Source organism: Klebsiella sp. MISC125, assembly GCF_051131775.1.
GTDB lineage: Bacteria > Pseudomonadota > Gammaproteobacteria > Enterobacterales > Enterobacteriaceae > Klebsiella.
In genome coordinates, this window is the sequence record NZ_CP180448.1 from 5,525,328 (window position 1) to 5,537,907 (window position 12,580).

The window sequence follows — 12,580 nt, forward strand, 5'->3', positions numbered from 1 at the left end:
TGAATTTAATGCAAAAAGAGCATTATTCATGGCAAATTTTCGGTAATACACTGCCTGAGTATTGGATCTTTTTCCCTTTTAGCCTGTCGCCACAACAGGCGTTGCTCAGGATAGAACATCATGACAAAAGTCCCCTTCCTGCTGGCCGGTAGCCTGATCCTTGGCGGCATGGTTGCCAGCGTTTACGCCGACGAACTTCCCGGTAATACCGAAGGTGCCCAGGTTATCCGCGTGGAAAAAACGCAGGGCCGCATCGATGCGCTGAACGATATTGTTTATAGCCAGGTGAAAAGCACCGTTGCCGTGCGTCAGCTGCATATGTCGCTGCTGGTGCCGCGTAATGGCAACCTGAAACCGGCAATCGTCTATTTCCCCGGCGGCGGTTTCACCAGCGCGGCATGGAATAAGTTTATCGAAATGCGTATGGCGCTGGCAGATGCAGGATTTGTGGTCGCCGCAGCGGAATACCGCACGGTTCCCGATACCTTTCCGGCTCCGGTTGTTGATGGTAAAGCGGCAATTCGCTACCTGCGCGAGCATGCGACGGAATACGGCATCGATCCGGCCCGCATTGGCGTTCTGGGCGACTCTGCCGGAGGCTATATGGCGCAGATGCTGGCGCTGACCAATGGCGATAAAACGTTCGAGCGCGGCGATAATATGGCCCAGTCCTCAGACGTACAGGCCGCCGCAACGCTGTACGGCATTTCAAACCTGCTGAACATCGGCGAAGGCTTTCCGGAGGCGATACAAAAAGTGCATCAGTCACCGGCGGTCACTGAAGCGCTTCTGGTTCACGGCAGCGCCTTTCGCGACTGGCCGGGCGCGACTATCGGCAGCGATAAGCAAAAAGCGCTGGCGGCCAGCCCCATGGGCCATATCAGCGGTAAAAAACCACCTTTCTTAATTATGCACGGTAGCGCCGACACGTTGGTTTCGCCGCTACAAAGCAAACAGCTCTATAACGCGCTGAAAAAAGAGGGTAACCAGGCGGACTACGTGTTGCTTGAAGGCGCGGAGCATGGCGATGACAGCTGGTATCAGAAGCCAGTTATTGAGCGAGTGGTGAACTGGTTTAAAGCGACTCTCGGCGCACCGAAAGCCGCCGCTGCTGCGGAAAAAGATAAGAACGCGAATCTATAGTGATTGTCAGGCCGCAATAGCTAAACGGCGGCCTGAACTTTTTAAGCAGGCACGCCGCTGTGAAAACGAAATTCCGCTTCGGTTGCGTTAATAAGCGCCGCTTCCGCCTCGCCAAGCTGTCGCACGCGTTCGCTAATATCGTCTTCGGCAATTCTCTGCGCTAAATCCAGATAGTCTTGATAGTGACGCGCTTCGGAACGCAGTAACGACAGGTAAAACTTCTGCAGATCATCATCCAGCCATGGCGCCAGCGCGGCAAAACGCTCGCAGGAGCGGGCTTCAATATAGGCACCGCAGATTAACTTATCGATCAGCATCACCGGTTCGTGAGAACGTACTTCCCGGCGCAGCCCGCGGGCGTAGTTGCTGGCGGTGATTTTGACGTAAGGTATGTCGCGGGAGATCATGATTTCGCGCACCTGCCAGAAGTGATGTAGCTCTTCTTTGATCAGCAAAATCATACTGTCGAGCAGTTGACCTCCCCAGGGATCGTCGGTCTGCGGCATGGCGCTTTTATTTATCTGCTTATGCAGCGCGACAAAATCCGGCTCCGGACCCCAGCGATAGGTGAAGTCCTCATAGGGTTTCAGGCAGGCCAGCAGTTCATCCGCACCTTCTTTATCCGCCACGTACCGACGCACCAGCAGCATGGCGTTCTGCGCCGCTTTCAGCTCGCACACCATATGATCGGTGAGCAACAACGGCAGATTTTCCGGCTTCCGGGCTTCATCAATCCACGCCTGAGGAGTTGGGCAGTGCAGAAAATCTAAAATCGGGGAGAGTATGTGCGGGTAATCCATTGAAGTTCCTTGCTATACGGCGGCATACCGCGCCGCCGTATATCTCTGCGGCTTAGTGGCGAACGCCGTCGTCGTCTTCATCAACGAGATCTTCGTCGTCGTCACCTTCTTCATCTTCACCGTTAGGATCTTCGTAGTAGGTGCCCCAGCCGTCGTATTCAACTTCATATTTTTCTGCCAGCGTCATCAGTTGCTCAACCTGAGTATCGATCAGCTCAGCATTCAGCGCGGACTCACTGAGGATATCGCAACAAATAACAGTATCACCTTCTTCGACTTCCAGCTCTTCTGGCTCGGTCACTTCATAACCCAGTTTGAAGGCTTCTACCGCCACTTTCTCCAGCGTTTCGAAGTCGTCGGCAGAGAGATGATGCTCAATGGTGTACAGCGCGTCCGGATCGCTGCCATCTTCAAGCAGCTCTTCGATAATCAGACGCGTTTCTTCACGCTGTTCTTCCAGTAGTTCCGGGTTTGCCATGGCTCGTTCCTCATAATGTGTCGCAGATACTTCTATTGTCACATACCGCCGTGATTGCCTCCACCTTCTGAGAGAAAGATTTATGACACGGGGTTGCAAATGAATATTCATACATATAAAGTGAATTTTAATTCAACAAATGGCCTGAGCCATGTGAGGGAAACATGTCTGCGTTTTATCAGAAGCATTTTTTAAAGTTGCTTGATTTTACTCCTGCCGAAATCACCGCCCTGCTTGAGCTGGCGGCCAGACTGAAAGCTGATAAGAAGAACAATATCGAAATTCAGCATCTCACCGGTAAAAACATCGCGCTCATCTTCGAAAAAGACTCTACCCGCACCCGATGCTCTTTCGAAGTTGCCGCATTTGACCAGGGCGCTCGCGTCACTTACCTCGGGCCGAGCGGCAGCCAGATTGGCCATAAAGAGTCGATCAAAGACACTGCCCGCGTGCTGGGCCGGATGTATGACGGCATTCAGTACCGCGGTCATGGCCAGGAAGTGGTGGAAACGCTTGCGGAATATGCCGGTGTTCCGGTCTGGAACGGCCTGACCAACGAATTTCACCCAACCCAGTTGCTGGCAGATCTGTTAACTATGCAAGAACACCTACCGGGCAAAGCCTTCAATGAGATGACCCTGGTCTACGCCGGCGACGCGCGTAACAATATGGGGAATTCGATGCTCGAAGCCGCCGCGTTGACCGGGCTGGATCTGCGTCTGGTGGCCCCGACGGCGTGCTGGCCAGAAGAGAAGCTGGTCGCACAGTGTCAGGCGCTGGCGAAGAAAAATGGCGGTAACATCACCCTGACCGAAGATATCGCTGCGGGCGTGAAAGGCGCTGACTTTATCTATACCGACGTGTGGGTATCGATGGGCGAAGCCAAGGAGAAATGGGCCGAGCGGATAGCACTGCTGCGCGATTATCAGGTGAACAGCAAGATGATGGCGCTGACCGGCAATCCGCAGGTGAAATTCCTCCACTGCCTGCCCGCGTTCCACGATGACCAGACCACGCTCGGCAAACAAATGGCGGCGGATTACGGCCTGCATGGCGGAATGGAAGTGACCGATGAGGTGTTTGAATCCCCGGCGAGCATTGTTTTTGACCAGGCGGAAAACCGTATGCATACCATCAAAGCGGTGATGGTCGCGACGCTGGGAAAGTAACTCTTCTTTAGCGATATTTTCCCGGAGGCGGCGCTTGACGCGCCTGTCCGGGCTACCTGACAGCACTAAACCGTAGCCCGGGTAAGGCGTTAGCCGCAACCCGGGGGATTTTTTACGCCATCAGCATCTTCACAACAGCTTTGCGCACTTTTGCCGGTGCGCCGACGGCGCACAGCGGTTTATGCACTTCGCCAGGATAAAACACCACAAAATCCCCTTCGCTGAGGATCACGGTTTTCTCCTGCTCGCCTGCCGCCAGAAATGCGATATCTTTGTCCGCCAGCCAGTCGGTATCCGGTGCACCGGCAGGCAGGTTGCTAAAGGTCATTCCTTCCTGCCCGTTCAGGACAATCTGGATATCCAGATAGCGGGCGTGATACTCAGCGCGACGGTCGGCCATCGGCTCGGTAGTATCTTCAGAAATCAGATAAAACAGGTTATTGCCGTCAATATCATGCTTGCCGAGCGGTGTCGCATCAGTGACATGAGCTTTAACGTGGTCGATAGCCTCGCGCAGAGACTCCGGCAGCCAGCTTTGTAGATGGTGAATGTTTCCAACAATCATAATAATCCTCGAATATAAAACAGCTTTTCATTTTCCGTTTTTATACCCCCCTTCCCACTGCCATACCACTCCTTTTTTATGGTTTTTTGCGCTGACGCAACGTTATCCAGGCAAACGTTTACCTGTTTGTGGATTAATCGCTTGATCCGAAATATGAGCTGCGTATAATGCCACCCGTTTTGCCGGGAGGAATTATGGTTCAGTGTGTACGACATCGCGTCTTACCGCGTCTGAAAACAGACGCTGGCCTGCCGTTTTTCCTTTCCGTTGCATCCGTATTCGTAAAGCCCCTTATTTAAGGGGCTTTTTTTTTTGCCCAGGCGTCAGGAGATAAACATGGCTAACCCGCTATTTCAAAAACATATCATTTCCATAAACGATCTCAGCCGCGAAGACCTTGAACTGGTACTGGCGACCGCTGCAAAACTGAAAGCCAATCCGCAGCCGGAGTTGCTCAAACATAAAGTGATTGCCAGCTGCTTCTTCGAAGCCTCCACTCGTACCCGCCTGTCATTTGAGACCGCGATGCACCGCCTCGGCGCCAGCGTGGTCGGCTTCTCAGACAGCAGCAACACTTCGCTGGGCAAAAAAGGCGAAACTCTGGCCGACACCATTTCAGTGATTAGCACCTACGTCGACGCCATCGTCATGCGCCATCCGCAGGAAGGGGCGGCGCGCCTGGCGACCGAATTCTCCGGTGGCATTCCGGTTCTCAACGCCGGTGACGGCGCGAACCAGCATCCGACGCAAACGCTGCTGGATCTGTTCACCATCCAGGAAACCCAGGGTCGCCTCGAAAACCTGAGCATCGCCATGGTCGGCGACCTGAAATATGGTCGTACCGTCCACTCACTGACCCAGGCACTGGCGAAATTTAGCGGCAACCGCTTCTACTTTATCGCCCCGGACGCGCTGGCCATGCCGCAGTACATTCTCGATATGCTCGACGAAAAAGGCATCGCCTGGAGCCTGCATAGCGCCATCGAAGAGGTGATGGAAGAAGTGGACATTCTGTACATGACCCGCGTGCAGAAAGAGCGCCTCGACCCATCGGAATACGCCAACGTGAAAGCGCAGTTTGTTCTGCGCGCCGCCGACCTGGAAGGCGCACGAGCAAACATGAAAGTGCTGCACCCGTTGCCTCGCATTGATGAAATCACCACTGATGTCGATAAAACGCCGCACGCCTGGTACTTCCAGCAGGCCGGTAACGGCATCTTCGCCCGCCAGGCGTTACTGGCACTGGTACTGAATAGCGATCTGGCACTGTAAGGGGAAAAAGAGATGACACATGATAATAAATTGCAGGTAGAAGCCATCAAACGCGGCACCGTTATCGACCACATCCCGGCGCAGGTCGGCTTTAAGCTGCTGACGCTGTTCAAACTGACCGAAACGGATCAGCGCATCACCATCGGCCTGAATCTACCGTCAGGTGAAATGGGCCGCAAAGATTTAATCAAAATCGAGAACACTTTCCTGACCGATGAACAGGTTAACCAGCTCTCCCTGTACGCACCGCAGGCTACGGTGAACCGTATTGATGAGTATGAAGTGGTGGGTAAATCTCGCCCGAGCCTGCCGGACCGTATCAACAACGTGCTGGTGTGCCCGAACAGCAACTGTATCAGCCACGCTGAGCCGGTCTCTTCCAGTTTTGCGGTGAAAAAACGCGAAAACGATATCGCGCTGAAGTGCAAATATTGTGAAAAAGAGTTCTCGCACAATGTGGTTCTGGCGAACTAATTGAGGTTGGTATTGTGTACCCGGCTCCCTATAATGGCCGGGTCTCTTACCCCCTCATCTTTCAGGCTATCGTGCAGTTAGCGATGTAAAAGATGGGCGTAACTACTTCATTATGCTGTTATTCAGGAGAAATCATGTCTAAAACTATCGCGACGGAAAATGCACCAGCAGCCATCGGCCCGTACGTTCAGGGTGTTGATCTGGGTAGCATGATCATCACTTCCGGCCAAATCCCGGTCGACCCGAAAACCGGCAGCGTGGCGGAAGACGTTGCCGCTCAGGCGCGTCAGTCTCTGGACAACGTAAAAGCTATCGTTGAAGCCGCGGGCCTGAAAGTGGGCGATATTGTTAAAACTACCGTTTTCGTGAAAGATCTCAACGATTTCTCCACCGTTAATGCCGCGTATGAAGCCTTCTTCACCGAGCATAACGCCACCTTCCCGGCGCGTTCCTGTGTAGAAGTGGCGCGCTTGCCGAAAGACGTGAAAATTGAGATTGAAGCGATCGCCGTTCGTCGCTGATATCTTTATTCTGAGCAAATCAGGACGCTCATTTATCATCGCCATGGAGGGCGGATAATGGCAAAAGCACGCTTTACCGATGAACAAATCGCTGATTTTCTTCAGCAGTCTAAAAACGGCGTCCCCAACAAAGTCTTGTGCGAAAAATATGAGTTTAGCGTCAGCACCCTGCGGCGCTGGCAAGAGCTGCACGCCGAAAATGTACGTGCCGAGTTGAAACAATTAGAGTCGACGGCCGCAAAAGTATTCCTGTGCTTCGTCATTACAGCCCCAATCCTCACCATTATGTTCTCTAGATCTATCGGCGCATGCGTAATGTCCGTTTTCCTGGTGTACTGCGTTGGCTACATCCGCCGCTTTCGCCAAATATCGGCACAACACATCCGGGAAGAAAATATCTTTCTCTCCCGCTCCGGACGCGGAGCGAGAAATGCATTTTATCAATTCAGTTGGGCCTTCATCGCCCTTTTTGTCTTTAGCGTTGGATATTTCATTGTGCGTATAGCCTGAAAGATTATCGGCCTGGATAAAAACGCGCCAGGCCGATAATGAGCGAAGAAATTACTGCCAGCCGTAGCGGCGGCTGTAAAAGCCCTTAACCATCTGGGTCAGCGTCATATAGCCCGCCAGAATGGCAATCAGCCACGGGAAGTAGCTCAGCGGCAGCGCCTGAAGCTGCAAATAGCCCGCCAGCGGCGAGAACGGTAGCGCAATCCCCACCACCATCACCAGCAGCGTCATCACGATCAGCGGCCAGGCCGCGCGGCTCTGAATAAACGGGATCCGCCGTGTGCGGATCATATGCACAATCAGCGTCTGCGACAGCAGACCGACCACAAACCAGCCGGACTGGAACAGGGTCTGAGTTTCCGGTGTATTGGCATGGAATACCCACCACATCAGGCAGAACGTCAGAATATCGAATATCGAGCTTATCGGCCCAAAGAAGACCATAAAGCGCCCGAGATCCGCCGGATTCCAGCGCTGCGGTTTACGAATCTGCTCGTCGTCCACGTTATCAAACGGAATCGCCACCTGGGATACATCGTACAGCAGGTTCTGAATCAGCAAGTGCAGCGGCAGCATTGGCAGGAACGGCAAAAAGGCGCTGGCGACCAGAACGCTGAAGACGTTACCGAAGTTAGAGCTGGCGGTCATTTTGATGTATTTGAGCATGTTGGCGAAAGTCCGGCGGCCTTCGATAACCCCCTCTTCCAGCACCATCAGGCTCTTCTCCAGCAGAATAATATCCGCCGCCTCGCGGGCGATATCCACCGCGCCGTCAACGGAAATACCGATATCCGCCGCGCGCAGCGCCGGTGCGTCGTTAATGCCGTCGCCCATAAAACCCACCACGTGCCCTTCACGTTTGAGCAAGGTGACAATGCGCTCTTTATGCAGCGGCGCCAGGCGAGCAAACAGGGTGGTGCGTTTTGCCAGTTCGGCCAGTTCATCATCGCTCAGCGCTTCAATCTGGCTGCCAATCACCACGTCGCCCGCATCCAGCCCCACTTCATGGCAGACTTTTGCCGCCACCAGCTCGCTATCGCCAGTGAGGATTTTCACCGTGATGCCGCTGGCCTTCAGCGCTTTTAGCGCCGGGGCGGTGGTCTCTTTCGGCGGGTCAAGGAAGGCAATGTAACCTTCGAGGATCAGGTCTGACTCATCCGCGCGCTGGTAGTCGCCCTCGCGTGCGGGTAGATATTTGGTCGCTACCGCCACCACGCGCAATCCCTGACGGTTTAGGGTATCGGTAACGCGACGGATGCGTCGCAGCATGGTGTCGTCCAGCGGTACGATGTCACCGTTGTAGCGCACCTGGGTCGAGACGTTGAGGATCTCCTGCAATGCCCCTTTGCAGATCAGTTGATGGACGTTGTCCTTCTCCTGCACCACCACCGACATGCGGCGGCGCTCAAAATCGAATGGGATCTCATCCACTTTCTGCCAGCGCTCCGCCAGCCCGCGCGCCGACTCCAGCTCGACGCCTTCCAGCACCGCAGTATCAAGTAAATTCTTCAGCCCGGTCTGGTAGTGGCTGTTGAGCCAGGCGCTATGCAGCACACGTTCGCTCACCTTGCCGGAGACATCGGTATGGTTCTCCAGCACGATTTTATCCTGAGTCAGGGTGCCGGTTTTGTCGGTGCACAGAATGTCCATCGCGCCAAAGTTCTGGATGGCATCGAGGTGTTTGACAATGACTTTCTGTTTCGACAGCTTCACCGCCCCGCGCGCCAGCGTCGAGGTGACGATCATCGGCAGCATTTCAGGAGTCAGGCCGACAGCGACAGAGAGCGCGAACAGCGCCGCTTCCCACCAGTCGCCCTTGGTATAGCCGTTAATCAGCAGCACTATCGGCGTCATCACCAGCATAAAGCGGATCAGCAGCATGCTGACCCGGCTGATGCCTTTCTGGAAGGCGTTCGGCTCACTTTCCTGCTCGCTGACCCGCCCGGCCAGTTGACCAAACCAGGTGCCGCCGCCGGTGGCGAAAACAATAGCCTGCGCCGAACCGCTCACCACGTTGGTGCCCATAAAGCACAGGGTGTCGCACTCTAGCGGGTTCGTTTGCAGCGGATCGCGGGTGCGAGCGACTTTCTCGACCGGCAACGATTCGCCGGTCAGCGAAGCCTGGGCGACAAACAGATCGCGCGCCTGAAACACGCGCAGATCCGCAGGGATCATATCTCCCGCCGACAGCTTGACGATATCGCCCGGCACCAGTTGATCGATCGGCAGCTCACACCAGCGGCTTTCACCCTGCTCATTCACCACTCTCAGCACCGTCGCGGTGTTGCTGACCATCGCCTTCAGGGCATCCGCCGCCTTGGTCGAGCGGGCTTCCTGAATAAAGTTAAGCAGCGTAGAGATCCCCACCATCAGGGCGATAACCGCCGCGGCAAACAGATCTTCCGTTGAGTAGGAGACAATCCCCAGAACGGTCAGCAGCAGGTTGAAGGGGTTGCGGTAACAGCTCCACAAGTGTACCCACCACGGCGAGGGTTTCTGCGCCGGGATCTGGTTTTCGCCGTGCTGGGCGATTTTCTGCGCAACTTCGCCTTCATTCAGCCCTTCCGGATGGCTGGCAAAAGCGCGCCAGACTTCATTTTCGTCCATTGCCGCGACGTTCAGACACTGCTTACCAAGCGAATCCGGAATCGGCGCACTCGCCAGATTGCGGGCATCGGGCAGCGGATCGCGCTGGACCAAACGGCGCGGGAGATGACGGCCAAGCTGAGCAAACAGCTGGCGGGTAAAATTTTTCAGCATAAACAGTCCCTCCGCGTTCGCGCGAGCGAACGCAGAATAACCAACAGGTGCGAGCAAGCTCTACCTGTCAGGCATGTTATTTTTATGGCAGGGACATCAAAGACATCACTGCTTTACGCTTTCCGGTAAAGCAGTGCTAAGCAGGCTTACCGGAAAGAAAGGTGACTCCATCGAGGATGAGGAGTGGGATCGGGGTCCATAAAATCTCCGGTAAGTGAATACAAACGGCGCGAATTATAACGCTACCAATAATCTATTTGTGGCTATTATGGCGATGATACCCCCCGGAAACTAAACCAGATGTAAACCAGACTTTGCTCATTGTGGTTTCGTTGAGTAGCATTAGGCTCACTTTAATCGGACCACGACGAGAACCTTGCATGCAAAACCGGCTGACCATCAAAGATATCGCCCGCTTAAGCGGCGTCGGGAAATCAACGGTATCGCGCGTACTCAATAACGAAAGCGGCGTTAGCGAGCGCACCCGCGAACGGGTAGAAGCGGTGATGCAGCAACAAGGGTTCTCTCCTTCGCGTTCCGCCAGGGCGATGCGCGGCCAGAGCGACAAAGTGGTGGCGATCATCGTCACTCGTCTGGATTCGCTGTCGGAAAATCTCGCCGTGCAGACCATGCTTCCCGTCTTTTATGAGCAGGGCTACGACCCGATTATGATGGAAAGCCAGTTCTCCCCGGCGCTGGTCGAAGAGCATCTCGGCATACTCGCCCGGCGCAATATCGACGGCGTGGTGCTGTTTGGCTTTACCGGCATTCATGAAGAGATGCTCACTCCGTGGCGAGAGATGCTGGTGCTGCTGGCCCGCGACGCACCGGGGATCGCTTCCGTGTGCTATGACGATGAAGGATCCATCAAAATGCTGATGCAGCGTCTGTACGATCTCGGGCATCGCCATATCAGCTTTCTCGGGGTGCCGCATAGCGACATCACCACCGGGCAACGCCGTCACCAGGCCTATCTCCATTTCTGCCAGAAAAAACATCTCACTCCCCTCGACGCGCTGCCGGGTCTGGGAATGAAGCAAGGTTATGAGAATGTCGCCAGCGTGCTGTCGGCTGACACCAGCGCGCTGGTGTGCGCCACCGATACCCTCGCCCTTGGGGCCAGCAAATATCTCCAGCAGCAGGGAATCGACAATCTCCAGCTTGCCAGCGTCGGTAGCACGCCGTTAATGAAGTTTCTTCACCCGGAGATCCTCACCGTCGATCCCGGCTACGCCGAGTCCGGACGACGGGCGGCGCAGCAGTTGATCGAGCAGATCGCCGGGAGCAGTGAACCCCGCCAGATAGTGATTCCTGCCGTACTGAATTAAGCCTGTCTTAACGATTTATGTGATCTTCGCTGCGTTTCGGGAACGTTCCCATTTTGCAATTCAAACGGAGCGGTTAGGATTCAACCCAAGTTAAAACACAACCTCTCCCTCGGTCATGAGGCCTCATCATGAGTAAAGTGAATCAGCAGGACATCGATAAACTTATCGAGCTGGTGGGCGGGCGCGACAATATCGCCACCGTTAGCCACTGTATTACCCGTCTGCGCTTTGTGCTGAATAATCCAGCCATTGCCAAACCCAAAGAGATTGAACAACTGCGCATGGTGAAGGGTTGCTTTACCAACGCCGGACAGTTCCAGGTGGTGATCGGCACCGAAGTCGGCGATTACTACAAAGCGCTACTGGCCACTACAGGGCAAGCCAGCGCCGACAAAGAACAGGCCAAAAAGGCCGCGCGGCAGAATATGAAGTGGCATGAACAGCTCATTTCACACTTTGCCGAGATCTTCTTCCCGCTGCTGCCTGCGCTGATCAGCGGCGGCCTAATCCTGGGTTTTCGCAACGTGATCGGCGACCTGCCGATGAGCAACGGCCAGACGCTGGCGCAGATGCACCCGTCGCTGAAATCCATTTATGACTTCCTGTGGCTGATTGGCGAAGCGATCTTCTTCTACCTGCCAGTGGGGATCTGCTGGTCAGCGGTGAAAAAAGTGGGCGGCACGCCGATCCTCGGCATCGTCCTGGGCGTCACTCTCGTCTCTCCACAGCTGATGAATGCTTATCTGCTGGGCCAGCAGGTACCGGAAGTGTGGAACTTCGGCCTGTTTACCATCGAGAAAGTTGGCTATCAGGCGCAGGTTATCCCGGCCTTGCTGGCGGGACTGGCGCTCGGCTTTATCGAGACTCGCCTGAAGCGCATCGTGCCTGACTACCTCTACCTGGTAGTAGTGCCAGTGTGTTCGTTGATCCTGGCGGTATTCCTCGCGCACGCTTTCATCGGCCCGTTTGGCCGCATGATTGGCGACGGCGTGGCCTGGGCCGTGCGCCACCTGTTGACCGGCAGCTTCGCGCCGATTGGCGCCGCGCTGTTCGGCTTCCTGTATGCACCGCTGGTGATTACCGGTGTCCATCAGACCACCCTGGCTATCGACATGCAGATGATTCAAAGCATGGGCGGCACGCCGGTATGGCCGCTGATTGCGCTGTCCAATATTGCCCAGGCATCGGCAGTGGTGGGGATCATCATCGCCAGCCGCAAGCAGAATGAACGCGAAATCTCCGTTCCGGCAGCCATTTCCGCCTACCTCGGGGTCACGGAACCGGCAATGTACGGTATCAACCTTAAGTACCGCTTCCCGATGCTCTGTGCGATGGTCGGTTCCGGTCTTGCCGGACTGCTGTGTGGGCTCAACGGCGTAATGGCCAACGGCATTGGCGTCGGTGGCCTGCCGGGCATCCTCTCTATTCAGCCGAGCTACTGGCAGGTCTTCGCGCTGGCGATGGTCATCGCCGTGGTGGTGCCGATTGTCCTGACGACGGTCGTCTACCAGCGCAAGTTCCGCCAGGGCACCTTACAGATTGTCTGATTTCTTATTTTCG

At 55.1% G+C, this 12,580-nt stretch carries 15 protein-coding genes; 10 read left to right on the plus strand and 5 right to left on the minus strand.

The window, feature by feature from the left end; genetic code table 11:
* Positions 1-120 precede the first annotated feature (120 nt).
* Positions 121-1,143 carry an alpha/beta hydrolase fold domain-containing protein gene (locus ACMYSL_RS25850; protein WP_434660408.1) on the plus strand — a complete coding sequence of 341 codons (1,023 nt, stop codon included), beginning with the start codon at positions 121-123 and terminating at the stop codon, positions 1,141-1,143.
* A 41-nt stretch (positions 1,144-1,184) separates the two neighbouring features.
* Here the strand turns inward: ACMYSL_RS25850 and miaE are convergent, their stop codons facing one another.
* Both miaE and rraB read right to left on the minus strand, forming a co-directional pair.
* Positions 1,185-1,943: a tRNA isopentenyl-2-thiomethyl-A-37 hydroxylase MiaE gene (gene miaE / locus ACMYSL_RS25855; RefSeq protein WP_434660410.1), complete on the minus strand. Its 759-nt coding sequence runs from the start codon at positions 1,941-1,943 to the stop codon at positions 1,185-1,187.
* A gap of 52 nt (positions 1,944-1,995) precedes the next feature.
* Positions 1,996-2,421 carry a ribonuclease E inhibitor RraB gene (gene rraB / locus ACMYSL_RS25860; RefSeq protein WP_110276605.1) on the minus strand — a complete coding sequence of 142 codons (426 nt, stop codon included), beginning with the start codon at positions 2,419-2,421 and terminating at the stop codon, positions 1,996-1,998.
* A 99-nt stretch (positions 2,422-2,520) separates the two neighbouring features.
* Between rraB and argL the strand changes: the two genes are divergently transcribed.
* Positions 2,521-2,616: a putative translational regulatory protein ArgL gene (argL, locus tag ACMYSL_RS25865; RefSeq protein ID WP_375538842.1), complete on the plus strand. Its 96-nt coding sequence runs from the start codon at positions 2,521-2,523 to the stop codon at positions 2,614-2,616.
* On the plus strand, positions 2,586-3,590 hold the full coding sequence (gene argF / locus ACMYSL_RS25870) for an ornithine carbamoyltransferase (RefSeq protein WP_110276604.1): 1,005 nt from the start codon (positions 2,586-2,588) through the stop codon (positions 3,588-3,590). The genes argL and argF overlap by 31 nt, the downstream gene beginning before the upstream one ends.
* Positions 3,591-3,702: 112 nt before the next feature.
* On the opposite strand, the gene ACMYSL_RS25875 is transcribed toward argF, so the two are convergent.
* Positions 3,703-4,155 (minus strand): YhcH/YjgK/YiaL family protein, encoded by a 453-nt coding sequence (locus tag ACMYSL_RS25875; protein WP_182235890.1) that lies wholly within the window; start codon positions 4,153-4,155, stop codon positions 3,703-3,705.
* Positions 4,156-4,349: 194 nt separating this feature from the next.
* Here ACMYSL_RS25875 and ACMYSL_RS25880 point away from each other — a divergent pair, with 194 nt between their 5' ends.
* The 5 genes from ACMYSL_RS25880 to ACMYSL_RS25900 all read left to right on the plus strand — a co-directional run bounded on the left by ACMYSL_RS25880 (position 4,350) and on the right by ACMYSL_RS25900 (position 6,932).
* Positions 4,350-4,454, plus strand: coding sequence for a pyrBI operon leader peptide (locus tag ACMYSL_RS25880; protein WP_072351778.1), 105 nt, complete (start codon positions 4,350-4,352; stop codon positions 4,452-4,454).
* Positions 4,455-4,491: 37 nt separating this feature from the next.
* The gene (pyrB, locus tag ACMYSL_RS25885; RefSeq protein WP_182235888.1) at positions 4,492-5,427 is read left to right on the plus strand and encodes an aspartate carbamoyltransferase; all 936 of its coding nucleotides are present in this window, start codon (positions 4,492-4,494) and stop codon (positions 5,425-5,427) included.
* Positions 5,428-5,439: 12 nt separating this feature from the next.
* Positions 5,440-5,901: an aspartate carbamoyltransferase regulatory subunit gene (gene pyrI / locus ACMYSL_RS25890; protein ID WP_110276600.1), complete on the plus strand. Its 462-nt coding sequence runs from the start codon at positions 5,440-5,442 to the stop codon at positions 5,899-5,901.
* A 134-nt stretch (positions 5,902-6,035) separates the two neighbouring features.
* Positions 6,036-6,422 carry a 2-iminobutanoate/2-iminopropanoate deaminase gene (ridA, locus tag ACMYSL_RS25895; protein ID WP_434660415.1) on the plus strand — a complete coding sequence of 129 codons (387 nt, stop codon included), beginning with the start codon at positions 6,036-6,038 and terminating at the stop codon, positions 6,420-6,422.
* 57 nt (positions 6,423-6,479) lie between these two features.
* Entirely contained in the window at positions 6,480-6,932 is a 453-nt protein-coding gene (locus ACMYSL_RS25900; RefSeq protein WP_434660417.1) for a transposase, read from the plus strand.
* A gap of 51 nt (positions 6,933-6,983) precedes the next feature.
* Here ACMYSL_RS25900 and mgtA read toward each other — a convergent pair whose 3' ends face one another.
* Positions 6,984-9,692: a magnesium-translocating P-type ATPase gene (mgtA, locus tag ACMYSL_RS25905; protein WP_434660418.1), complete on the minus strand. Its 2,709-nt coding sequence runs from the start codon at positions 9,690-9,692 to the stop codon at positions 6,984-6,986.
* 146 nt (positions 9,693-9,838) lie between these two features.
* On the minus strand, positions 9,839-9,892 hold the full coding sequence (gene mgtL / locus ACMYSL_RS25910; RefSeq protein ID WP_220138900.1) for a mgtA regulatory leader peptide MgtL: 54 nt from the start codon (positions 9,890-9,892) through the stop codon (positions 9,839-9,841).
* A 180-nt stretch (positions 9,893-10,072) separates the two neighbouring features.
* Here mgtL and treR point away from each other — a divergent pair, with 180 nt between their 5' ends.
* Together treR and treB are read left to right on the plus strand one after the other, a co-directional pair.
* Positions 10,073-11,020, plus strand: a complete 948-nt coding sequence (gene treR / locus ACMYSL_RS25915) for a trehalose operon repressor TreR (RefSeq protein WP_434660420.1) — start codon at positions 10,073-10,075, stop codon at positions 11,018-11,020.
* Positions 11,021-11,148: 128 nt separating this feature from the next.
* Positions 11,149-12,567, plus strand: coding sequence for a PTS trehalose transporter subunit IIBC (treB, locus tag ACMYSL_RS25920; RefSeq protein ID WP_181483856.1), 1,419 nt, complete (start codon positions 11,149-11,151; stop codon positions 12,565-12,567).
* Positions 12,568-12,580: the final 13 nt, after the last annotated feature.